We start from the raw sequence: 23,075 nt of genomic DNA, 5'->3' as shown, positions 1-23,075 counted from the left end.
CGGCGACCGAACATGTCTCGACTGTAAGAGTTCGTGAAGCCACATTCAAGAACGAACGTTCGGGTTGTCTATTCCTCCACCTTCATCGGCAACTGCCAATCGACGGGTGCGCGGCCCGCTTCCTGAAGCGCCGCGTTCACCTTGCTGAACGGCCGAGAGCCGAAGAAGCGCTCGGCGCTCAAGGGACTGGGGTGAGCGCTTTCCAACACGACGTGCTGCCGACCCGTCACGAGCTTCTTCTTCTTGCGGGCGTACGCACCCCACAGCACGAACACGACGCGTTGCTCCTGCGCGTTCGCCGCCTCGATGACGGCGTCCGTGAAGTGCTCCCAGCCGCGACCCGCGTGGCTGTTCGGCTCGCCTTGCCGCACCGTCAAGACGGCGTTCAAAAGCAAGACTCCCTGCTCCGCCCACGCTTTCAGGTAACCGTGCTTCGGCGGCTTGAAGTCGGGGATGTCCGCTTGAAGCTCCTTGAAAATGTTTTGCAAGCTCGGCGGCACGCGCACGCCGGGCCGCACCGAGAAGCTCAGTCCGTGCGCCTGACCGGGCCCATGGTACGGGTCTTGCCCGAGAATCAGCACCTTCACGTTTTCCAGCGGCGTGAAGCGCAGCGCGTTCATGACGTCGGGCGCGGGCGGATATACGGTGTACGCGCGCCTCTCCTCCACGAGGAAGTCTTTGAGGGCGTGAAAGTAGGGCGCGGCGAATTCCGCGTCGAGCGCCCGCTGCCACGACTCTGGAAGTCCGGCGGGCTTGATCGACTTCGAGGTTTCGGGCGTGTTCGTCGAACCGAACAAGTCGGATGGATTCTCGGGCATGCTGCGTCTCCTGCAAGGCAGCATACGCGCCGAGCGCGAGAAAGACAGTCCCTCTCCCGCCGAGGGGAGAGGGACGACGCGTGAAGCGAACGCCGCTTTAGACTTCCAGTTCCTTCTTTTGAATGAACGGCATCATGCCGCGCAACTTCTTCCCGACGACTTCGAGCGGATGTTCGTTCATCTCGGTGCGCCAGCGCTTCATGTTCGGGTAGCCGTTTTCCGTCTCGGCGACGAACTCGCGCGCGAACTCGCCCGCTTGAATGCGGCGCAGCGTTTCGCGCATCGTCTCGCGCGTGTCTTCCGTGATGATTTTGGGTCCCGTCACGTAATCGCCGTACTCGGCGGTGTTCGAGATGGAGTGGCGCATGCCCGCGAAGCCCTTCTCGTAGATGAGGTCCACGATGAGCTTCACTTCGTGCAACGTCTCGAAGTACGCGATCTCGGGTTGGTAGCCCGCTTCCACGAGCGTCTCGAAGCCCGTCTGGATCAACTTCGTGAGGCCGCCGCACAGCACGGTCTGCTCGCCGAACAAGTCCGTCTCGGTTTCTTCCTTGAACGTCGTCTCCAGCACCCCGGCGCGCGTGCAACCGATGCCGCGCGCGTACGCGAGGGCGATGTCTCGCGCCTGCCCGGTCGCGTCTTGATGCACGGCGAAGATGCCCGGCATGCCGGCGCCTTCCACGTACACGCGGCGCAGCATGTGTCCCGGCCCCTTCGGCGCGACGAGAAACACGTCGACGCCCTCGGGCGGCGTGATGCGGCCGAAGTGGATGTTGAAGCCGTGCCCGAACGCGAGCGCCTTGCCCGCCGTGAGGTGCGGCGCGACGCTTTGCTCGTACGTGGCAGGTTGATGCTCGTCGGGAATGAGGAGCATCACGACGTCTCCTTGCTGCGTGGCTTCCTCGATGGTCGCGACGCGCAGACCCGCCGCGAGCGCCTTGCCGCGGCTCGGGCTGCCTTCGCGCAGGCCCACCACGACTTCGAGGCCGCTGTCACGCAAGTTTTGGGCGTGCGCGTGCGCTTGGCTCCCGTACCCGATGATGGCGATGGTCTTGTCGGCGAGGATCGAGAGGTTGACGTCGGCGTCGTAGTACATTTTCGCGGTCATGATGTCTCCTGGAGGCCCTGAAGTTCGAAAGGGCGCGAGTCGGGATGTCGAAGGGGAAGTCGGGAAGGCGCGCTGCCCGTCCGTGCGGTCAGTTGATCACGGGTTCGAGCGCTTGCGTCGGACCTTCGCCGTACACGTGGCTGGGAATGTCGGCGTTGCTGCCGCGCGTGAGGGCCACGCGGCCCGTGCGCATCGTCTCGATGATTCCGAAGGGGCGCATTTGCTCGATGAACGCGGTGATCTTGCCTTCGTCGCCCGTCACCTCGAACATCAAGGCGCGTCGGCCCACGTCGACGATGCGCGCCCGGAAGTCCTCGGCGATGTGCCGCACCTCGATGCGCTGCTCGCTCGACTCGATGCGAACCTTGACGAGGACGAGTTCGCGGTCCACGAACTTCTCGAGAGCGTGATCGACGACCTTGATGACGTCTTGCAGCTTCTCGAGTTGCGCGATGGCGTTCTCGACGATCGAGCGGTCGCCTTGCACGACGATCGTCATGCGCGACACGCCGGGGACTTCCGTCGTGCCGACCGACAAGCTCTTGATGTTGTACCCGCGCCGCCCGATGAGGCTGGCGACCCGAGTCAGGACGCGCGGTTCGTCGCGAACGATGAGCGACAGCAGAAAGTCGGAGGTTTGCGTGTAAGCCGTCATTGAGCCACCCCCTGCGGCGCCGTCTCCACCATCTCGTCGAGGGCCGCGCCCGCCGGAACCATCGGGAAGACGCCGTGCTCGTTGGGCACGACGACTTCGAGCAGGCTCGGGCCGTCGTGGGAGAGCCAAGCGTCGATGGCGCTCGGCAGCTCCGCCTCGTTCGAGGCGCGCAAGCCGTGAATGTTGTACGCGCCCGCCAGCTTCACGAAGTCGGGATTGTCTCCGCCGAGGTACACCTCCGAGTAGCGGCGCTCGTGGAAGAGTTCTTGCCACTGACGCACCATGCCGAGGAAGGAGTTGTTGATCACGGCGATCTTGACGGGCACCTTGTAGCGCGTGAGGGTCGCGAGTTCCTGCGCGGTCATCTGGAAGCCGCCGTCTCCGGCGATGACGACGCTTCGCACGAAGGGCTGCGCCATCGCCGCGCCGATCGCGGCGGGAAAGCCGAAGCCCATCGTGCCGAGTCCGCCCGACGTGAGCCAGCGACGCGGCTTTTCGAAACGGGCGAGTTGCGCCGAGAGCATCTGGTGCTGCCCGACGTCCGTCGACAAGATGTCGTCCGGTGCGAGACGCTCCGTGATGGCTTTCACCGCGTACCCGGCGCTCCAGTGATCGTGCCGAATGAAGCGCGTCTTCCAGTCGGCGAGCTTGGCGTGCCACTCGGGATTGTCGAGGCGCGTCGCTTCCTGCGCGAGGCGTCTCGCGGTCACGCCCGCGTCGCCGCGCACGGGCGTGTGCGCGCGGACGATCTTGCTGATCTCGGCCGCGTCGATGTCGACGTGGACGATGTGGGCGTGCGGCGCGAACCGCGACACCTTGCCCGTCACGCGGTCGTCGAACCTCAAGCCGATGCCGACGAGGACGTCCGCGTTGCTGATCGCTCGGTTCGCTGCCACCGAGCCGTGCATGCCCGGCATCCCGAGCCACAACTCGTCCGAGGCGGGAAAGACCCCTAGGCCCATGAGGGTCGTGATGGTCGGCAAGTTCCACGCTCGCGCGAACTCGGTGATCTCTGCCGCCGCGTGCTGCGAGCCGCCTCCCACCATCAAGACGGGCCGCTTCGCGCCGCGCAGGACTTCCAGGGCCGCCTCGATTGCCGCTTCGGACGGTCGCATCGGCTCGGGCTTCGCGTGCGGCCGGGGAATTTCGCCGCCGAACGCTTCGAGTTGCACGTCCTTCGGGATGTCCACGAGGACGGGACCGGGCCGACCGCTGCGCGCGATGCGAATGGCCTCGGCGACGATGCCGGGCAGTTCCGCCGCGCTTTTCACGAGGTAGTTGTGCTTCGTGATCGGCAAGGTGATGCCCGTGATGTCCGCTTCTTGAAAGGCGTCCGTGCCGATGAGGGGCCGCGCGACGTTCCCGGTGATCGCGAGGAGCGGCACCGAGTCGAGCATCGCGTCGGCGAGGCCGGTCACGAGGTTCGTCGCGCCGGGACCGGACGTCGCCATGCACACGCCGACCTCGCCGGTCGCTTTCGCCCAGCCTTCGGCCATGTGGGCCGCGCCCTGCTCGTGGCGCACGAGAACGTGCCGCATGTCGGGAAAGGCCGTGAGGGCGTCGTAAACGGGCATGATGGCTCCGCCGGGATAGCCGAAGACGGTCGTGAGGTCGTGTGCGAGCAGAGTTTCCCACAAAGCGTGCGCGCCGGTGCGTTTCATGCTTGGTACCTCATCGTTGCCACCTCACCGTGACGGGCGCGAGGGCTTCGGTCGAGCGGGGGTCGCTCAGCGCGCCGATCAGCGCGTGAAGGGCCGCCCGGGCTGTAAAGGGAGCGCGCCGCGAGAGCTCGGTGAACTCGCGGCGCGCGAAGCAGTTCGGGGCGAACGTCGCCCGCGCTTTGTGTTGATGTGTCGTGTCCCGTTTCATGTCCCGTTCCCTTCGTGTGTTGCTGGAAATGCGCGAGCCCCCGAACTTGCGTCCGGGGGCTCCTTGTGGTCGATGCGCGCGCGCCTCGCTCAGAAACCCCCGGAGCGAAGTACAAGTACGAGAAGGCTGGGAAGCGCGCGGTGCATTGACGTCACATTAATGCCCTTTTCCTTCGGGGCGACGAGAAGGTGTAGACAAACGAATGTTCGCTTCTCAGGCGCTGACGTTCGTCGTGGACAACGCTTGCAGCACGGCGTCCGCGAACGCCTGCGTCGAGGCCGTGCCGCCGATGTCACGGGTAGGATGCGAGCGCAAAGCGAGGCTCACGGCGGCGTCCACGTTGTTCGCGGCGCCCGAGCGCTTCAAGCCGTGCCGCAGCAGCATCCCGACGCTGAGAATCGCCGCCGCCGGATTCGCGACGCCTTGCCCCGCGATGTCGGGCGCCGAGCCGTGAATGGGCTCGAACAGGCCCGGTCCGTCTCCGAGGCTGGCCGAAGGCATGAGTCCCAGCGAGCCTGGCAGCACGGCCGCGAGGTCCGACAAGATGTCGCCGAACAAGTTCTCGGTGAGAATCACGTCGTAGCGCGTGGGATTCGAGACGAGCAGCATCGCCGCCGAGTCGACGAGTTCGTGCCGAAGCGTGACGTGACGGTACTTCTCCTCGTGGACCTTCGTGACCGTTTCGCGCCACAACTCGCTGACTTCCAGCACGTTCGCCTTGTCGACGCTCGTGACGTGACCGCGCCGCTGCTCGGCCGCCCAGAAGGCGATGCGCGCGATGCGGTCGATCTCGGGCACGGTGTAACTCATGGTGTTGTGCGCCCGCTCTCCGCTGCGCCCACGGTTCGAATCGAAGTACAGACCGCCCAGCAACTCGCGCACGATCAGCACGTCCACCCCCCGCGCCTTCTCCGGCCTCAACGGCGAGAGGTGCTCGAGGCCCGGCACGACCCGAACGGGGCGGATGTTCGCGTACACTCCGAGCGCCTTTCGAAGGGCGAGCAAGCCTCGTTCGGGCCGTAACTCTCTGGGCAAGGTGTCGTACCGAGGTCCGCCCACCGTGCCGAGCAGCACGGCGTCCGCCGTGGTGACGGCCGCCTCGACTTCGCCGGGGAAGGGCACGCCCGCCGCGTCGACCGCCGCGCCGCCGATCAGAAGCTCTTGAATCGTCACGTCCGGCGCGACTTCTTTCAAGACCGCGACCGCCGCGTCCGTCACTTCCTTGCCGATGCCGTCTCCGGGCAGCGCGACCACCTTAGGCATGCTGCACCTCCTTGGCTTTCAAGTACTCCAGCAGACCGCCCGCCCGCGCGATGTCCAACGCGAAGTCCGGCAAAGGCGCGAAGTGCACGACTCGGCCCGTCCGCACGTTCGTCAGCGTGCCCGCTTCGATGTCGAGGGCCGCCTCGTCGCCGTCCTCGAACGCTTCGAGCACTTCGCGGTTCTCGAAGACGGGATAGCCGTTGTTGATGGCGTTGCGGTAGAAGATTCGAGCGAAGCTCGGCGCGAACACGGCCTGCACGCCCGCGCCCCGAATGGCCCACACGGCGTGCTCGCGGCTCGATCCGCAGCCGAAGTCTTCCCCGCAAATCAGGATGTCGTCGGACGCGGCGCGCTCCACGAAGGAACCGTCGAGGTCCTCCATGGCGTGCTGCGCGAGTTCCGCCTCGACGTCCGAGGTGAGGTAGCGCGCGGGAATGATCTCGTCGGTGTTGATGTGCTCTCGCTGGTACACGAAAACTTTCGGCATGTTCTCCTCAGTCCGCGCTGACCGCGACGGCTTGATGCGATTCGTTGAATTCGCGGGGATCGGTGATGTAGCCCCGCACGGCGCTCGCGGCGACCGTGGCGGGCGAGGCGAGGTAAATCTGCGCGGACGGGTCGCCCATGCGTCCGACGAAGTTGCGGTTCGTGCTGGAGATGCACACGTCGTTCGGACCGAGCACGCCCGAGTGCATCCCGAGGCAAGCGCCGCACGAAGGGTAACTGACGGTCGCGCCCGCGTCCACGAACACTTCCATGAGGCCTTCCACGACCGCTTGCTTCCACACGGCCTGCGTGGCGGGCACGACGATCATGCGAACGTGGTCGGCGACTTTGCGTCCGCGCAAGATGCGCGCGACGTCGCGCAAATCCGAGATGCGCCCGTTCGTGCACGAACCGACGTACGCTTGATCGACGCGGATCTTGTCGCTGCCCGCCACGCGCCCGTTGCTGGGAATGTGCGGATAGGCGACTGTGGGCTCGACTTCGCTGGCGTCGATGTCCACGACGACTTGGTACTCGGCGTCGGGATCGCTGCGGTGCTCGGTGTATTGATCGGGCGAGACGCCGCGCGCCGCGAGGAAGTTGCGCGTCGTGTCGTCCACGGCGATGATGCCCGTCTTGCCGCCCGCCTCGATCGCCATGTTCGTGAGGGTGAAGCGGCCCTCCATGTCCATGCGGTCGATGGTGTCGCCGACCCATTCCATCACGAGGTAGTTCGCGCCGTCCGCGCCGATGCGCTTGATGACCTCCAACACGAGGTCCTTTGGCGTGACGCCCTCCTGCAGTTCGCCCGTGACGCGAATCAGCATCGTCTCGGGCACCTTGAACCACACTTTGCCCGAGTAGATCGCGCCAGCGAGGTCCGTGGACCCCACCCCGGTCGCGAACATGCCGAGGGCGCCGGCGTTGCAGGTGTGAGAGTCGCCGCTCACGAGGGTCTCGCCCGGCTTGATAAGGCCCGTGCCTTCCAAAACGACGTGCGCGATGCCCGCTCGGCCCACCTCGAACCAGTGCTGGATGCCGAACTCCTGCACCCAACTTTTGAGCTTTTGGTACAGCTTGGCCGCCTTGATGTCCATGGCGGGCACGGTGTGATCGGGAATCGCGACGATGCGCGACGGGTCGAACACGCGATTCATGCCGCGCGCTTCGAGCATGCGCAGCGCGGCGGGCGTCGTGACTTCGTGGCACAGCACCCAGTCGATCGGCACTTCGTACAGTTCGCCGGGCACGACCTTCTCACGCCCGACTTTCGCCGCCAGAATCTTCTCGGAAATCGTCATTCCCATAACACGCAGCCTCCTGCCCGAAACGAACGGCCCCCGCAACCGAGTTGGTGTGCGGGGGCGTTGAGCGTTGTCCGGGTCAGCTCAAGGCCCCCGTCGAAGAAGAAGCACCGCCGTGCCGATTCTTCGTTGTGGGGGACGCTCGAACATTGCGGTCAGCTTAAAGTGCGGCGGCCGTCTCGAAGTTCACGTTGTCCAGTCAGGCCGTGACGACGCTGTGCACCATCTTCTCGTACTCGTCGATGCTGGCCTCAATGACCGAGAGGCTGCCTTGCCAGAACGCCTTGCTGCGCGTGTCGATGCCGAAGCGGCCCGCAAGCGTCGCGGCGTCGGCGAGGCCCGTGGACGCCAGCAGGTCGTCGTAGCCCGCCTTGAACGCCTCGGGGTCACGCTGATACACGGCGTACAGGCCCAAGCCGAACAGCAAGCCGAACGTGTACGGGTAGTTGTAGAAGCTGCTGCCGTAGTAGTGCGACTTGACGGCCCACATGTACGGATGCGGATCGCTGATCGCGTCGCCGTACGTCGCTTCCTGCGCTTCGACCATGAACGCGCACAACTCGGCGGGGGAGAGGTCGCGGGCTTTACGCGCCTCGAACACGCGCTTTTCGAACAAGAAGCGCGAGTGGATGTCCACGACGACTTGCGCGTGGCCTTGCAGTTGCGTCTCCAGGATGTAGAGCTTCTCGTCGCCGCTCGCCGCCGAAAGCGCGGCGTTCACGGCGATCGTCTCGCAAAAGATGGAGGCGGTTTCGGCGAGCGTCATCGGCGTGCCCTTTTGTAGGGGACGGCGGTCCTTGAGGCAGAGGTTGTGGTACCCGTGTCCGAGTTCGTGCGCGAGCGTCGAGACGGAGTCGAGGTCGGGGCGGTAGTTCAGCAGGATGCGGCTCTCGCCGTTTTGCCAACCCATGCAAAACGCGCCGCCCACCTTGCCTTCGCGGGGCGCAACGTCGAGCCAGTCTTCTTGAAAGGCGCGGTCGGCGAAGTTGGCGAGCTTGTCCGAGTACGTGCCGAACTGCTCGACGATGAAGGCCTTCGCTTCGTCGTAACTCCACGCCTTGCTGGTCTTGCCGACGGGCGCGAAGAGGTCCCACCACGGCAAGCGGTCGCGGCCCAGCAACTTCGCCTTGGCGCGGAAGTAACGCCGAAAGGCGGGGAAGGCGTCGACGCACGCGGCCTGCATCGCTTCGAGCGTCTCGCGGTCGATGGAGTTCGCCGTGAGGGTCGGCTCGATCGGGTCGGCGTAGCCGCGCCGTTGTCCCAAGACGTTCGCTTGACCCTTGATGCCGTTCATGGCGGCGGCGAGCGTGACCTCGACCGTCTGCCAAGCGCCCAGTTCGGCGCGGTAGGCGTCTTCGCGCGTTTTCGCGTCGGCGTCGGCGGCGAGGTTGCGCACGGCGCTCATCGGCAAGGCTTGCCCGTGGACGTCCACCTTGAGCTGCGACGTGACGTTCGAGTGAAGCTTCGCCCACGCCGAGCCGCCCGAGAGGTTGAGCAGCGACGCGAGCTCCTCTTCTTGAGGCGTCATCTGGTGCTTGGCCCGCACGGCGGCGCGGCGCAGCATGTACGCGTGGTCGCGCGCCGCCTCGCTCTGCGCGAGGACACGCTCCAAGTCGAGTCCGCCGATCCATGCCTCGAAGCGCGTGGAAAGCTGCCCGAGCACGACGGTCTTCACGCCGAGCTCGCTCATCTTGCCTTGCGCGACGTCGTCACGCGAGTTCGTGGAGACGAACGCGTACAGGTACGACCGGATGCGCGCGAGCTTCTCGTAGACGGCGTTCATACCGTCCAAGGCGCGTTCGAGCGCGGCGGTCTCGTCGTCGAGCTTGGCGTTCGCGTGAATGCCGAGCTCGTCGAAGGTCCGCGATAATTCGGCGACGTCGCCGATCAATTCGTCGAAGGCCGCCGTGAATTCGGGCGATTGAAGCGACGGATACATGGAAGTCGTGTTCCAGCGAGGCAAATTGTCCATCGCGGGCAGTCTAACACTTGTTTGGACGCGCGGCAGCCTCAGTCACCGACGGTTTTCGCGAAGACCATGCGGCCCAAGTTCGTCTGCACCGCGCTCAGCACCGTCACGCGCACCGTCTTGCCCTTGTACTTCATGCCGTCCTCCACGACGATCATCGTGCCGTCGTCGAGGTACGCCACGCCTTGCCCGGCTTGCTGCCCCGCCTTCGTGACGGTCACGTCGAGCAACTCGCCCGCTTGCAGTTTCGGCCGCAAGGCAGTCGCCGCCTCGTGAATCGACAGAACCTTCAAGCCGTAGAGGGTCGCGACCTTCGAGAGGTTCGCGTCGTTCGTGACGAGCTTGCCGCCGATTTCGCGCGTGAACCGCACGAGCTTGTCGTCGACGGCCGCGACGTCGGGCGCGTCCCACTCCTGCACACGCACGGGCACCGCGCCTCGCAGTTCCTCCAGCACGATCAAGCCCCGCTTGCCACGGGCGCGCCGCTGGGGATCGCCGTGGTCGGCGAGAAGTTGGAGTTCACGCAGCACGAACGACGGAACGACGATCTCACCTTCCACGAAGCCCGCCTTGGCGAGCTCGGTGACGCGCCCGTCGATGATGACGTTCGTGTCGAGCACCTTGACGTTGGCGCGCTTGCGCGTCGTTCCCGCCGTCGACCAGCCGAGCCCCGAGAACGACGAGGCGTTTTGCAGCGCGAAGTACACGAAGAACCACGCGAGGATGGCGGTGACGAGGATGTTGAGGTACCACGTGTAGAAGGGAACGGTCGCGAGGACGCTTGACAGCAGGACGCTCAAGAGCAACGCCACCACGAGGCCGACCGTCGCGGCGGTGACGCGGCGCGGATCGAGCTTCGAGAACCAGCGGACGAAGCTCTCGAAGGACTGCGTGAGCCAACGCTCGAGGCGAGGTCCGAGCAGGAACGACAACAGCAGACCCGCCAGCATGAGATAGGCGGTGTTGGCAGTCGCGCTCACCCCGTCGCCGAGGCCGAGCAGTGTGAGCAGACGACCGACGCCGTATCCAACAAGGAGGCCGACGAGGAGAAAGAAGAGGCGAACGGCCATTACACCTTTAGTGTACTCAACGAGTGAGCAGGTTGTAAAAAATTCGTCATTTCGCCGCCCGCTCACGACTCGTTTGCCATAAGACCTTCAGAGCGTCCTCGACGCTGCCCACACCCGCGCCTTCGACGCCGGGCGGCATCACGAGGCGCGCGTATCCTGCGCGCCTCGCCTCCTCGGCACGTCTCAAGGCGCTCGTCACGGTGCGCACCTCGCCCGCCAGACCCACCTCGCCGAACACGGCGACGTCCGAGGGCAGCGCCTTTCCGACGACGGCGCTGTACACGGCGAGCGCCACGGCGAGGTCGAGTCCCGGATCGGGCACCTTCATCCCCCCGGCGAGGTTCACGAAGATGTCCAAGCCGCCCAAGGTGAGGTCGAGGCGACGCTCGAGCACCGCGAGGACGACATCGACGCGCCGCGGATCGAGCCCGACGACGACGCGGCGAGGATTCGGGTACGGCGTCTTCGCGGCCAGGGCTTGCACTTCGAGCAGCATGGGCCGTTGCCCGTCGATCGTCGCGGCGACGACGCTGCCCGGCACGCCGACGGGCCGCTCGGCGAGAAAGGCCGCGCTGGGATTCTCGATGGCCACGAGCCCGGATTCCCTCATCTCGAACACGCCGAGTTCGCCCGCCTGCCCGAAGCGATTCTTGACGCTGCGCAAGAGCCGATACTGCCCGACGCTCTCCAGGAACACGGTGGTGTCGACGATGTGCTCCATCACCTTCGGTCCCGCCACGGTGCCTTCCTTCGTGACGTGTCCGACGAGGACGGTGCTCGTTCCCGATTCCTTGGCGGCGCGCGTCAGCATCGCCGTCGCCTCACGGACTTGCGCCACGCCGCCCGCCACGCCCTCGCCTTCGATTTGCACCGTTTGGATGGAGTCGACGATGCACAAGGCGGGCTTGTGCTCGTCGAGCAAGGCCGCGATGTGCTCGGCGCGCGTGTCGCGCGTCATTTGGATCTCGCTCGTCACGCCGAGGCGGTCGGCGCGCAGGCGAATCTGCTCCAAGCTCTCCTCGCCCGCCACGTACAACACGCTCTTGCCGTCCTTGGCGAGCTTGTCGGCGACTTGCAGCAGCAAGGTGCTCTTTCCGATGCCGGGCTCTCCACCGATGAGGGTCACGCCGCCCGCCACGAGCCCTCCGCCGAGCACGCGGTCGAGTTCGGGCACGCCGCTCGGCGTCCGAGGCTCTTCGCGCCGTCCGACGGTGGAAAGCGCCGTGAGCTTGCCGCCCTTCACGCCGCCGTAGGCACCGCCGAAACTGCTGCTTTTCGTGGGCGCCGAAACGACTTCCTCGAAGGAATTCCACGCCGAGCAGTTCGGACATCTGCCCATCGGTTTCGCGGCTTGATACCCGCAGGACGCGCAGGTGTACTTCGTCGATACTCTCGCCATTCTGCTCCTATCGTAACGTACGTGCATGAAAGGCCCCCTCGCCTCTGTGGGCGAGGGGGTGAGCCTGAAGCACTCCGCAGAGGAAGGGTCTTACGCGAGGATCTGCGCGGACGCCAGATCCTGCCGTTCGAACACGAGCCCTTCGTTGGAAAGCTTCACGTGGATGTTGGCTTCGTCGCCGAGCGCGACGAGCTCCAGCGCGAGCGGATCTTCGATCTCGTCGCGCACGAGGGTCCGCAGCTGACGCGACGAGCCCAGGGCGTGCTTGTTGCTGCGAGCCTTGAGGCGCGACACCAACCAAGCCGCCACTTCCGGGTCGAAGGTGACCGTGAGCTCGCGGCTCGCGAGTTCCTCGGTCATCTCGTCGAGAAGTTGCTGCGCGACGCGCACGAGTTCGTCCTCACCGAGCGCCTTGAAGCGGATGACGTCGTCGAGACGGTCGAGGAACTCCGGCGTGAAGATCTGGCGCAGCGGTTGGGTGTCCTCGACCTTGACGGGCGAGAAGCCGACGCCGGGACCGGTGTTGAAGCCCGTGTTGGACGTCATGATGATGATGGTGCGGCGGAAGTCCACCGTACGTCCGAGGCCGTCGGTGAGGCGTCCGTCGTCGAGGACTTGCAAGAACGTGTTGTACACGTCGGGGTGTGCTTTTTCGATTTCGTCGAGCAGGATGACGCTGAACGGTTGGCGACGCACGGCTTCCGTGAGGCGCCCGCCTTGCTCGTAGCCCACGTATCCGGGAGGCGATCCGATGAGCTTCGAGATGGCGTGCGACTCTTGGTACTCGCTCATGTCGATGCGAATGAGCGAGCGCTCCGAGCCGAACAAGGAGCGTGCGAGCGCCTTGGCGAGGTGCGTCTTTCCGACGCCCGACGGCCCGACGAACAAGAAGCTCGCCGAGACGCGCGTGCGTCCCCCCAGACCGACGCGGGCGCGGCGCAACGCGCTCGACAGCGCGCGAATCGCGTCAGGCTGGCCGTACACCTGCTCGGTGAGGCTGTCTTCGAGGTCGCCGAGCTTCTCGGTGCTTTCCTCGGCGTAGATTCCGCCCATGGAGTTGATGACGCTCTCGATGTCGTCTCTGGAGACCATCGGCTCGCCCGTCTCGTCCTCGGTGACTTGCACGCCGAGCGAGAGGTTGAGGCGCACGCGGCTGGCGGCCTCGTCGATGAGGTCGATGGCCTTGTCGGGGAAGTTGCGGCCCGGCAACGCCCGCTCACCGATGCGCACGGCGAGTTCGAGCGCCGAGTCGGGAATGGACACGCCGTGGTGCTCCTCGTACTTGCCGCGCAGACCGCGCAGGATCTGCAGCGTCTCGACCGGCGAGGGCTCCAGAACGATCACGGGTTGGAAGCGGCGTTCGAGCGCGGCGTCCTTTTCGATGTAACGGTGGTACTCGCCCGTCGTCGTGGCGCCGATCACTTGGATTTCGCCGCGCGAAAGGGCGGGCTTGAGGATGTTGGCGGCGTCGAGGGTGCCTTCCGCTCCGCCCGCGCCGACGAGGGTGTGAAGCTCGTCGATGAAGGCGATCACCTTTGCATTGCGCAGTTCCTCGATGATTTGGCGCAGCCGCTCTTCGAACTCGCCGCGGTACTTCGTGCCCGCCACGACGCCCGACAAGTCGAGCGACACGAGGCGAGCGCCGTGTAAGTTGGGCGGCACGCGCTTTTCGTGAATGGCGAGCGCGAGTCCCTCGACGATGGCGGTCTTACCGACGCCGGGATCCCCGATCAGGACGGGGTTGTTCTTCGTGCGGCGCGACAAGATCTGCGTGACGCGGCGGATTTCCTCCGCGCGGCCGATGACGGGATCAAGCTTGCCTTCACGCGCCTGCTTCGTGAGGTCGCGGCCGTACTCGTCGAGGAAGGGCGTGTGAACGGGCTTTTGCGTCTTCGGATCGCTGTGCGCCAGGATGCGCCAGCGAATCGTGTCGACGTCCTTCGTGAGGTCTTGCAGGATGCGGTAAGCCACCCCGTCGCCTTCGCGAATGATGCCGAGCAGGATGTGCTCGGTGGACGTGACTTGCGCGCCGAGCGAACGCGCCTCGGCGGACGCGAGTTCCATGACGCGCCGAGCGCGCGGGGTGATGGCGGGCGCGTCGTTGAGGCGTGAGCCTTCGCCGCGCCCGATGATCTCCTCGACGCGGCGGCGCAGCCCTTCGAGGGTGGCGCCGAATTCGCCAAGGATTTGCGCGGCCGTTCCGGCTTCGCGCATGAGGCCGAGCAGAAGGTGTTCGGGCCCGACCATGGCGTGCCCGAGACGGTTGCCTTCCTCGCGGGCGTAGTGGAAAACGAGGCGGGCGCGGTCGTCGTATCGATTCATGACAGCTCCTCGGAGAGGTCGGGCGAGAGGGAAGTCGCGAGTGGCGAATAGGAATTCGGAGGATTCAAAGTGACCAACCTCCTTCGAAGGCGGTACGGGAACGCGCGCAGAAGCGACGATCGTAAACTTCTGTTCTCACATTGTACTCCGTACTCTACGCGTGCCGACGGGCTCGGGCAGGGGCGTCGCTTACCTTTTCTGCCGGAAACAGAACGCGCGTGAAAGGCTGTGGGAATGGCGGGAACGTCATGTCTCAACATCCCGCACGCCCGCGGACATGCGGTGAGGAACGCATGAACGCATTAAGATAGCGGGGATGCCAGTTGCTGCCTCCTCGACCTCTCCAACCTCGTTTTCATCGATATCGCGCGCGTTCGAGCTTCGCAACGCGCAACTTTGCGTGAAGGTCTCACGGAGCGCGCCACGATGATTCAACGCATCGAAGTGTGCGTGCAACACCTCAGCCCCGACCTGCGCGAGGAACTCCTCGATGTCGTGTGGCGCGAACTGCGCATCTCGCCCGGCATGGTCAGCGCGGACGGCAAGTTCGAACTCCTGCTGACGCGCTGCGACGAACCCCCCGAGGACGCCCCGATCGTTCGCATCGGCGGAGCCCTGTTCACGCGCGTCACGCCCGCGAGGCTCGTCGACCTGCTCAAACGGCGCAAGTGACCGACGCCGAGGAGCGCACCTCACGTTCGTTCAAGTAACGCCGCTTTCCAGCAGGTCGTGCAGGATGCGCGCGGTCATGCCCCAGATGTCGTGGCCGCGCCACGGATAGCGGTACAAGACGTGCCGCTCACCGTTCGGCGTGGCCCGCACCTCGCGAATCGCCTTGAGCGCGCGCAACTCGTTCACGCTCGGCAAGAGGACCTGCACGACCTCCTCGTTGGGATGGAACTCGTAGCGAGGAGGAATGCGCGCCAAGATCGGCGTGACGTGAAATCCGATCGGCGTGAACGCGTCGTCGAGCTCGCCGATGACCTCCACGTCGTCCGGCCGCAACCCCACCTCCTCCCACGCTTCGCGCAGGGCCGCCCGCACGACCTCCTCGCCCTCGTCGAGCCGCCCGCCGGGAAAAGCGATTTGCCCCGCGTGCGTCGAGAGGTTCGAGGCGCGCACGGTCAGCAGCACGCGCGGCTCGGCTTCACGCGTCAAGGCGACGAGCACGGCGGCGCGGCGAAATTCGGGGAAGTGCAGCGCCCGCCGCTCGCGACCGCGAAGCCACGCTCGCCACGGATCGGGTCGCGCGTCCGCCTCGCTCAAGACAGTCGCCTCGCCGTGTGGGCACGCAAGGCGACCTCGGGGTCGACGCCGCTCGCTCTCGCCCACGCCACCACGCGCGCCAGCAACTCGCCGAAGGCCGCCTCCGTCTCGGGCATCTCGGCCGTGAACGCCTCCACGCTTTGACGGCTCGGCTCGCTCGGCTCGGCGTGCTTTTGCACCTGCGCTTCGCGGGCGAGGGCTCCGAGGCCCGCCGGAATCGACTCCAGAAGTGACTTTTCGCGTCCGCCGCGCTCCTCACGCTTGATCGCCTGCCAATTTCGCACGACGTCCCCCGCGTTATCCACCGTCACGTCCCCGAACACGTGCGGATGGCGACGCACGAGCTTCTCGACGATGGCGTTCTCGACGTCGCGGTACGTGTAGCGTCCGTCCTCCTCGGCGATCACCGCGTGAAAAGCGATTTGCAGCAGCACGTCGCCAAGCTCGCCGACGACGTCGGCGTCGTCCTCGCGCGACAAGGCGTCGACGGCTTCCGCCGCCTCCTCCAAGAGATACGGCCGAAGGCTGAGGTGCGTCTGCTCGCGGTCCCACGGACAGCCGCTCGGCGCGCGTAAAATTCGCATGGTGTCGAGAAGTCGGTTCATGCGCTTCATGGTAGCCGCGCCGTGAACACCGCAGGGCGACGCACCTCACGACGCGCCCCGAGGTTTCGTCCCGGTGACTTCGCCCGCATTCGGCCACCTCGCGCGGCGTGTACGCTCGCGCCATGACGAACGTTTCGAGAAGCGCCTTCGTGACCGGAGGCAGCAAGGGCATCGGCTTGGAAGTCGCGAGGGCGTTGTCGACGCGCGGCTACGGCGTGACCATCACCGCGCGAAACGAGGACGAGGTGCGCCGCGCCGCGCAGGAACTCGGGCCGAACGCGCTGGGAGTGACGTGCGACGTGCGCGACTTCGCCAGCGTCGAGGCGGCGGTGCGTCGCCATCGAGAGCGCTTCGGCGGCTTGGACGTGCTGGTGGCGAACGCGGGCGTCGGCCGCTTCGCGCCCGTCCAAGACCTCACGGTCGAACAGTGGCGCGACGTCATCGACACCAACCTCACGGGCCTCTTTCACACCGTCAAGGCTTGCGTGGACTTGCTGCGCGACTCGTCGGGCTACGTCATCACCATGTCGAGCCTTGCCGGAAAGAATCCTTTCGCGGGCGGCGCGGCCTACAACGCCTCCAAGTTCGGCGTGAACGGCTTCAGCGAAGCGATCATGCTGGACTTGCGCGAGCTCGGCGTCAAAGTCACGCAGATCATGCCCGGAAGCGTCGCCACGTACTTCAACGGGCACACGCCGTCGAACGAGGACGCTTGGAAGATACAGCCGCAAGACATCGGCCAAATCGTGCTCGACTTGCTCGACATGCCCGCGCGAACCTTGCCGTCCCGAGTCGAGGTGCGTCCCGCCCAGCCGGGCAAGCGTGGCTGAGCTCACGCAATTGAGTGAAAACCCAGTACGGCTCATACGTCGTTGGCGTATCGTAGAAGTCGGATGGACGATCTGAAGAAGGCCCTTTCCGAGCTGCGCGAGGCAATCGAGCGTCTGCTCGGCCCGAAACCGCAACCCGTCCCCATTCCCGTCGAAACGCGCCCTCGACGCCGCTGAACGTTCTGTCTGCACCACGCCCGCGACTTCTCGCGGGCGTGTTTCGTGTTTCCCACCCACGAGAAATCGCAAGAGCGATTCATACGATCTGCGCTTCGTGCGCTATCCTGGCGTGGTGTACGGTTTCGGCCAACTTCTCGACACGCTCTCGGAACGCTCCGAAGAAGAGCGAAGTCGTGTCACGCGAGCCTTCGAGCTCGCCGATCATGCCCACGCGGGCGTGAAGCGCAAAAGCGGCGAGCCGTATATCACGCATCCGGTCGCGGTCGCGCAGATTCTCGCCGATCTCGGCATGGACACCGACGCCGTCATCGCCGGCCTTTTGCACGACACCGTCGAGGACACCGAGGTCACCTTCGAGGAGATCGAGGCGGGCTTCGGTCCCGATGTGCGCCGCATCGTGGAAGGCGAGACCAAGGTCAGCAAGCTCACGAAGATGAGCTCGAACTTGCAAGACGAGCAAGCGGAGAACTTGCGTCAGATGCTGATCGCCATGACGGGCGACATCCGCATCATCATCGTCAAACTCGCCGATCGTCTGCACAACATGCGCACCCTGGGCTCCATGCCGCCTCACAAGCAGGCGCGCATCGCCCGCGAGACGCTCGAGATCTTCGCGCCCCTCGCGCACCGACTCGGCATCGGGCATATCAAGTGGGAACTCGAGGACCTTTCGTTTCGCTACCTCGACCCCGACGCGTACGAGTCGTTGTCGCAGCGACTGCGCACTCGCCAAGAAGAGCGCGAGGAGCACATCTCCAGCGCGATCACGCAGTTGCGCGCCGCCCTCTACGAGGACCCCGAACTCGACGAGTGGGTGGTGGGCATCGATATCGCGGGGCGCAGCAAGCACCTGTACTCCATTCACAACAAGATGCTCAAGGAAGGCAAGCACCTCGAGCAGATCTTCGATTTGCTCGCCGTGCGCGTCATTTTGACGCCGCGTCCCGTCGTCGCCCTCGACGGCAAGGCGCGTGAGCGCGCCGAGTCGGCGCGCGAAAAGCAGGTGTGCTACCACAGCCTCGGCCTCGTCCACTCCATGTGGACGCCGATTCCCGGGCGCTTCAAGGATTACATCGCCGTTCCCAAGCCCAACGGCTACCAAAGTCTGCACACCACCGTGATTTCCACGGCGGGCCAGCCCATCGAAGTGCAGATACGCTCTATGCGCATGCACGAAGTCGCCGAGTACGGCGTCGCCGCGCACTGGATGTACAAGGGCGGTGAGAAGATCGGCGAGAAGAACCGCGAAGGCTGGATCACCCAACTGCGCCAACTGCAAAACGAGATCACGGACGCCTCGGACTTCGTGGACGCCGTCAAGAGCGACTTGCTGTCGGGCCGCGTGTTCGTGTTCACGCCGAAGGGCGACACCGTGAACTTGCCGCAAGGCGCCACGCCCATCGACTTCGCGTACCACATCCACTCGCGCATCGGCGACACCACGGTGGGCGCCCGCCTCAACGGCTCCATCGTTCCGCTCAACACGAAGCTCAAGAACGGCGACATGGTCGAGATCATCGCGAGCCGCAACTCGCCCGGCCCCAGCCAAGACTGGCTGAACTTCGCCGTGACGCGCTCGGCGCGCACCAAGATTCGGCATTTCTTCCGGCAGCGAGAGCGGCAGGAAGCCTTGACGAGCGGACACGACCAGCTGGAACGCTACTTGCGCAAACGGCAGTTGCCCGTGCGGCAACTCATGCGCACGAAGTTGCTGGAGGACGCGACGGAGAAACTCCTCGGGAGCCGCAATCCCGACGACTTGTACCTCGCGCTTCACTCCAGCAAGCTGCAAAGCGGTCAAGTCGCGCGGGTGCTCGCGCCGCAACTGGAGCAGGAACTGGCGGCGCCCCCGAAGCACATCGAAGCGCCGCGCATCGAGTCGGGCGGCGTGTACGTGCAGGGCATGCCGACGTCCACGAAGACCGCCAACTGCTGCCACCCGATTCGCGGCGATCACATCATGGGCTACATCACTCGGGGACGGGGCGTCACGATCCACCGCGTCGACTGCCCGAACATGGTTCGCCTTCTCAAAGAGGAACCCGACCGCTGCCTGCCCGCCTCGTGGGACACGGGAACGCGCACCAACTCGCTCGTGGACCTCGACGTCGTCGCGACCGACCGTCCGGGCTTGCTGTCCGACGTGCTCGCCGTCGTCTCCGAGCAAAAGCGCAGCCCCCTCAAGGTCGAGGCGGGAGTGTCGGCGGGCGGCACCGCGCACATCTACTTGCGGCTCGCCGTGCTCGATCAACAAGATCTCGGCTTTCTCGCCGACGGCATTCGCCGCGTGAAGGACGTGCACGACGTGATGCGCGTCGGACCGCGCGGCGGCCGCTCGGCGCCCGGCGTGCCCGTTCGCGCGGGCGGCGACGATTGAGCGCCCGCGCGTTTCCCGAAGTTCACGGCCACGGGTTTGCTAGCCTGGGCGCGTGACCCTCGTCCTTCTGCCCGACGTCGGCGATTTGCTGCGCCTCTCTCCCGCCTACAACGGCGCGACCCTCGTCGAGATCGCGCGTTTCTTGAACGCGTCCGAGGTGCTTTCCGTCACGCCGCTCGACGCGGATCATCCCGCGCGAGACGCTTTTCTCGCCGTGAACCTGCCCGTTCACGACCTCGCGCCCGATTGGCGGTGGGCCGAGGCGGAGGCCGACCGATTGCCCGAGTTCCTGAGCCAATACCCGCAAGGCAAGGAGCGCCTTCGGGACGCGGGACGCCAGGAGGCGGCGCTTCGAGACGCGCTGAGCGTGCCCCTCTCACCGAGCCGCGTGCGAAGCGCCGACTTGCTCGCCGCCGTGAAGGCCTACCACGACGGGGTACGCGACGCGCTCGGCGAAGGGCCGGGCACCGCCCACCGCGAGCGCCGTCTGACGCTTCTCGCCGAGATCCTGGGAGGAAGGTCGGGCGTCGTGTTCGCCGCGCTCGACGACGTACCTGACCTGCTCGAACGACTCGAAGAAGCTACCTTGCCCGACCTTGCGACCTTCACGCCGGGCGAAGCGTCCCGACTGCGCGCCCTCGCCGACCGCGCTTTGCGGCTGGAGGAAGGCGACGACTTCGACGCCTTGGTCGCCGCCTTGCTGCGAGAAGAAGGCGACGCCATCACGCCCAAGGCCGAGTTGCAGTACGCGGCCGCGAACGTGTACTTCGCGGTGGGCGACTTGACGAGCGCCCGCGAGTTGCTGGAGAGCGCCGCGCACGCCACCGTTGATGCGCGCCGAAGCGTGGTCGGCTTGATCCTCGCGCGCCTCGGGCAGGTGCGTGACGCGCTGGGCGACCGCGACCTCGCCAAGCGCGCTTATCAGGCCGTGCAGGCCCTCACCGCTGCTCCCACGGTCGCGCGCGAGACGGCCGCTCAAGGATTGAAGGCGCCCTTTCAGCTCGACGTTTGAACGCGGCGGATGACGTCCGCCCGCACTTGGACGTCTTTGGCGAAGTGCGCGACCGGTGCGCCATCCAGCGTCACGCCGACGAGGTCGCCGAGCGTGCATCGCTCCACGACGACCTGCGCCGCTTGAAGAGGCCAGGGCTCGTGGTGAACGCGGCCCCGAAACACGCGGCCTCGCGCGTCGGCCGAGTACAGCCAGTAGCGTTCGGTCAAGAAAGCCTCCAGCGATCCCGGGTGGCTGTGCCGCGGCACGTCGACGGGGCGGTAACGACCCGCGAATTCGCCTCTCGGCGCGCCACGGTGCACACGCTCGCTCTCGAAGGCGTACCATCCGTCGCGAACCGCGGACGTCATGCGCGCGTCGAAGTACGGCAGGTAGAACGCCCGACGAGCCACCCGCACCCCGAGACGATCCGTCGCGTCGAGGCTGAAGAACCACACGCCCGGCATGCCGCCCGCCGTGACGTACGTGCGCACGTTCAATTCCAGGAAGTCGCGCGCGATCGGCGATCCTCTCGGCCGCACGTTCGCCATTCGAAAGGGCACGACGCCCAGCCACGCCGACCCGTCGAAAGTGTCGAGTTGCAAGCCGCGGGGCAAGTGCGCCGTCAACGTCTGCGCGTCCACCCGCCAGTGCAGAAACGCGAGGTCGCGCCATGCCATCGACATCACGTGCGTCATGCGTCCAAGAACCTCGCCCGTAACTCCGGGGTGGGCAGCCAGCACGCGTTCTTCTTGCCGAAAAGGACGTAGCGATGGCGCGCCACGAAACGGTAGACCGCGTCACGCAGAAATCTCGGTACGAACCGCAAACTCCACGCGAGCTTCCACGGCCACCCCATTTCCCGAGCGATCCCCACGGCCGCGTCGCTCTCCAGGTACACCGCTCCGCCCTCGATCAGCACCACGGTTCGCAACTCGTCCGACAGGCCGTGCGTTCGCATCAAGTCACGCCCGACGGCCGACTGCTGCGAAGCGAAGCGAAACATCCCACGCGGATCGTGGCGAATGACGAGTTGAACGCTTGCGCTGCATAAGTTGCACATGCCGTCGAAGAGCACCACGCGGTTCATGCTTCACGTTATCAACTGGAAGGCGAGACAAAAAACCCTCCCGCGAGCGGGAGGGTAGAGAAGGAGGAGCAGGCTCAGCGCTTGCTGAACTGAGGCGCGCGACGCGCCTTCTTCAAGCCGTACTTCTTGCTTTCCACTTCACGCGCGTCACGCGTGAGAAGGCCGCGAGGCTTGAGCTGCGCACGGAAGTCGGGGTTGACCTTGATCAGGGCGCGGGCGATTCCGAGCTTGATCGCGTCCGCTTGCCCGCCGGGGCCGCCGCCCTCGACCGAGATCACGGCGTCGAAGCGACCCATCGTGCCCGTCTCGCGAAAGGCTTGCAGCGCGTACACGGCGCGCAAGATCCCGCGGAAGTACACTTGGAATTCCTTGCCGTTCACCACGATGCGCCCTTCGCCAGGACGCAGGAAGACGCGCGCGACCGCTTCCTTGCGGCGGCCCGTGCCGTAGAACTGTTCAGTCGCCATTAGCGGACCTCCACCGTTTGCGGTTGTTGAGCGGAGTGCGGATGTTGCTCGTTCGCGTAGACCTTCAGGCGCGTGTGCATCGCGCGGCCCTGACGGCCCTTGGGAAGCATGCCGAACACCGCGTGCTCGATGACACGGTCGGGATGCTTTTGCAGCGCTACGCGCGCCGTCTCCGTCTTGAGGCCGCCTTGGTAACCGGTGTAGCGGGTGTACACCTTGTTGTCGAGCTTGCCGCCCGTGAAGACCGCCTTCGAGGCGTTCACGACGATGACGAAGTCACCTTGAATGATGTTCGGCTGGAAGTCGGGGCGATGCTTGCCGCGAATGCGCGACGCCACGAACGTAGCGAGGCGACCCACGGGAATGTTCGCCGCGTCCACCACGATCCAGTTTTGCTCGGTTTCCTTAGGTACGTAGGTTTTCACCGTCGTCTCCGAAAAGTTGATTTCGGCTCTTCCGCCGCGACCGTCGAAGTCGGGGAACTTCGCGCTCGGACGTCCGGTGCCTGCCCGGAAGTTTCACGCCCTACCAAGCGCGAAACACTAGCGGAGAGTCTAGCACGTGTGTCAAGAGGCGCTCAATAGGTCGGTGAGGTACTCCATCGCCAGCTTGTAGCCGGTGAACCCCAAGCCGCTGATCTTGCCTTTGCACACGCCCGCCGTCACCGACACGTGCCGCCAGGACTCGCGCGCGTCCACGTTCGAAATGTGCACCTCCACGACGGGCAGGCTCTGCCCGGCGATGGCGTCGCGCAAGGCATAAGAGTAGTGCGTGAGGGCTCCGGGATTGATGACGATACCTTTGAAGCCCGCGCTTTTGGCTTCGTGAATCCAGTCGATGAGATTGCCTTCGTGGCTGCTTTGACGGCACGTCACCGTCACGCCGAGGTCCGCGCCCCACGATTCGCACATGCTCTCGAGGTCTTCGAGGGTGTCCGAGCCGTACACGGACGGTTCGCGCGTACCGAGCAGGTTGAGGTTCGGCCCGTTCAAAACGAGAATCATGA

23 protein-coding genes are annotated in these 23,075 nt (G+C 65.6%); 4 read left to right on the top strand and 19 right to left on the bottom strand.

The features are described from left to right. Positions 1 to 68: 68 nt before the first annotated feature. The 12 genes from ung to DES52_RS01050 form a co-directional block, all read right to left on the bottom strand. Positions 69 to 818: a uracil-DNA glycosylase gene (gene ung, locus DES52_RS01105; RefSeq protein WP_110884909.1), complete on the bottom strand. Its 750-nt coding sequence runs from the start codon at positions 816 to 818 to the stop codon at positions 69 to 71. Positions 819 to 915: 97 nt separating this feature from the next. Continuing rightward, the gene (gene ilvC, locus DES52_RS01100) at positions 916 to 1,926 is read right to left on the bottom strand and encodes a ketol-acid reductoisomerase (protein ID WP_110884908.1); all 1,011 of its coding nucleotides are present in this window, start codon (positions 1,924 to 1,926) and stop codon (positions 916 to 918) included. Between the two features lie 88 nt (positions 1,927 to 2,014). Further along, entirely contained in the window at positions 2,015 to 2,581 is a 567-nt protein-coding gene (gene ilvN, locus DES52_RS01095) for an acetolactate synthase small subunit (RefSeq protein ID WP_110884907.1), read from the bottom strand. Beyond that, positions 2,578 to 4,242, bottom strand: a complete 1,665-nt coding sequence (gene ilvB / locus DES52_RS01090; protein ID WP_110884906.1) for a biosynthetic-type acetolactate synthase large subunit — start codon at positions 4,240 to 4,242, stop codon at positions 2,578 to 2,580. Before ilvB ends, ilvN begins: the two co-directional genes overlap by 4 nt. Positions 4,243 to 4,252: 10 nt before the next feature. Then, positions 4,253 to 4,450 (bottom strand): hypothetical protein, encoded by a 198-nt coding sequence (locus DES52_RS01085; protein ID WP_110884905.1) that lies wholly within the window; start codon positions 4,448 to 4,450, stop codon positions 4,253 to 4,255. A 213-nt stretch (positions 4,451 to 4,663) separates the two neighbouring features. Then, positions 4,664 to 5,713, bottom strand: coding sequence for a 3-isopropylmalate dehydrogenase (gene leuB / locus DES52_RS01080; RefSeq protein WP_110884904.1), 1,050 nt, complete (start codon positions 5,711 to 5,713; stop codon positions 4,664 to 4,666). After that, on the bottom strand, positions 5,706 to 6,200 hold the full coding sequence (locus DES52_RS01075; RefSeq protein ID WP_110884903.1) for a 3-isopropylmalate dehydratase small subunit: 495 nt from the start codon (positions 6,198 to 6,200) through the stop codon (positions 5,706 to 5,708). The genes leuB and DES52_RS01075 overlap by 8 nt, the downstream gene beginning before the upstream one ends. 7 nt (positions 6,201 to 6,207) lie before the next feature. Then, complete coding sequence (locus DES52_RS01070; protein WP_110884902.1) at positions 6,208 to 7,506, bottom strand: 3-isopropylmalate dehydratase large subunit; 1,299 nt, start codon at positions 7,504 to 7,506, stop codon at positions 6,208 to 6,210. Positions 7,507 to 7,702: 196 nt separating this feature from the next. After that, positions 7,703 to 9,475: a M3 family oligoendopeptidase gene (locus DES52_RS01065; protein WP_110884901.1), complete on the bottom strand. Its 1,773-nt coding sequence runs from the start codon at positions 9,473 to 9,475 to the stop codon at positions 7,703 to 7,705. Positions 9,476 to 9,513: 38 nt separating this feature from the next. Continuing rightward, positions 9,514 to 10,542, bottom strand: a complete 1,029-nt coding sequence (locus tag DES52_RS01060; RefSeq protein WP_110884900.1) for a PIN/TRAM domain-containing protein — start codon at positions 10,540 to 10,542, stop codon at positions 9,514 to 9,516. Positions 10,543 to 10,588: 46 nt separating this feature from the next. After that, a complete protein-coding gene (gene radA, locus DES52_RS01055) occupies positions 10,589 to 11,941 on the bottom strand; it encodes a DNA repair protein RadA (protein ID WP_170130829.1) in 1,353 nt (450 codons plus the stop codon). Positions 11,942 to 12,031: 90 nt separating this feature from the next. Further along, complete coding sequence (locus tag DES52_RS01050) at positions 12,032 to 14,263, bottom strand: ATP-dependent Clp protease ATP-binding subunit (RefSeq protein ID WP_110884898.1); 2,232 nt, start codon at positions 14,261 to 14,263, stop codon at positions 12,032 to 12,034. Between the two features lie 426 nt (positions 14,264 to 14,689). Between DES52_RS01050 and DES52_RS01045 the strand changes: the two genes are divergently transcribed. After that, a complete protein-coding gene (locus DES52_RS01045) occupies positions 14,690 to 14,935 on the top strand; it encodes an NAD(P)H-dependent oxidoreductase subunit E (RefSeq protein ID WP_110885178.1) in 246 nt (81 codons plus the stop codon). Positions 14,936 to 14,965: 30 nt separating this feature from the next. Here DES52_RS01045 and DES52_RS01040 read toward each other — a convergent pair whose 3' ends face one another. Beyond that, on the bottom strand, positions 14,966 to 15,529 hold the full coding sequence (locus DES52_RS01040) for an NUDIX hydrolase (protein WP_110884897.1): 564 nt from the start codon (positions 15,527 to 15,529) through the stop codon (positions 14,966 to 14,968). After that, complete coding sequence (locus tag DES52_RS01035; protein WP_110884896.1) at positions 15,526 to 16,134, bottom strand: MazG family protein; 609 nt, start codon at positions 16,132 to 16,134, stop codon at positions 15,526 to 15,528. Before DES52_RS01035 ends, DES52_RS01040 begins: the two co-directional genes overlap by 4 nt. Before the next feature lie 122 nt (positions 16,135 to 16,256). On the opposite strand from DES52_RS01035, the gene DES52_RS01030 reads away from it, so the two are divergent. From DES52_RS01030 to DES52_RS01020, 3 genes are all read left to right on the top strand, one after another. After that, the gene (locus DES52_RS01030; RefSeq protein ID WP_110885177.1) at positions 16,257 to 16,964 is read left to right on the top strand and encodes an SDR family oxidoreductase; all 708 of its coding nucleotides are present in this window, start codon (positions 16,257 to 16,259) and stop codon (positions 16,962 to 16,964) included. 274 nt (positions 16,965 to 17,238) lie between these two features. Continuing rightward, positions 17,239 to 19,521: a RelA/SpoT family protein gene (locus tag DES52_RS01025; RefSeq protein ID WP_245900553.1), complete on the top strand. Its 2,283-nt coding sequence runs from the start codon at positions 17,239 to 17,241 to the stop codon at positions 19,519 to 19,521. A 52-nt stretch (positions 19,522 to 19,573) separates the two neighbouring features. Then, on the top strand, positions 19,574 to 20,533 hold the full coding sequence (locus DES52_RS01020) for a hypothetical protein (protein ID WP_110884895.1): 960 nt from the start codon (positions 19,574 to 19,576) through the stop codon (positions 20,531 to 20,533). Here DES52_RS01020 and DES52_RS01015 read toward each other — a convergent pair. The 5 genes from DES52_RS01015 to aroQ form a co-directional block, all read right to left on the bottom strand. Beyond that, a complete protein-coding gene (locus DES52_RS01015; RefSeq protein WP_110884894.1) occupies positions 20,518 to 21,210 on the bottom strand; it encodes a YqjF family protein in 693 nt (230 codons plus the stop codon). The genes DES52_RS01020 and DES52_RS01015 overlap by 16 nt on opposite strands. Next, complete coding sequence (locus tag DES52_RS01010; protein ID WP_110884893.1) at positions 21,207 to 21,602, bottom strand: thiol-disulfide oxidoreductase DCC family protein; 396 nt, start codon at positions 21,600 to 21,602, stop codon at positions 21,207 to 21,209. The genes DES52_RS01015 and DES52_RS01010 overlap by 4 nt, the downstream gene beginning before the upstream one ends. A 74-nt stretch (positions 21,603 to 21,676) precedes the next feature. Then, complete coding sequence (rpsI, locus tag DES52_RS01005) at positions 21,677 to 22,069, bottom strand: 30S ribosomal protein S9 (RefSeq protein WP_110884892.1); 393 nt, start codon at positions 22,067 to 22,069, stop codon at positions 21,677 to 21,679. Further along, entirely contained in the window at positions 22,069 to 22,494 is a 426-nt protein-coding gene (gene rplM / locus DES52_RS01000; protein ID WP_110884891.1) for a 50S ribosomal protein L13, read from the bottom strand. The genes rpsI and rplM overlap by 1 nt, the downstream gene beginning before the upstream one ends. A gap of 141 nt (positions 22,495 to 22,635) precedes the next feature. Continuing rightward, on the bottom strand, positions 22,636 to 23,073 hold the full coding sequence (gene aroQ, locus DES52_RS00995; RefSeq protein ID WP_110884890.1) for a type II 3-dehydroquinate dehydratase: 438 nt from the start codon (positions 23,071 to 23,073) through the stop codon (positions 22,636 to 22,638). Positions 23,074 to 23,075: the final 2 nt, after the last annotated feature.

The sequence above is a fragment of the Deinococcus yavapaiensis KR-236 genome, assembly GCF_003217515.1.
In the GTDB taxonomy this organism is placed as follows: domain Bacteria; phylum Deinococcota; class Deinococci; order Deinococcales; family Deinococcaceae; genus Deinococcus_A; species Deinococcus_A yavapaiensis.
This window is presented reverse-complemented; position numbering and strand designations above follow the sequence as displayed.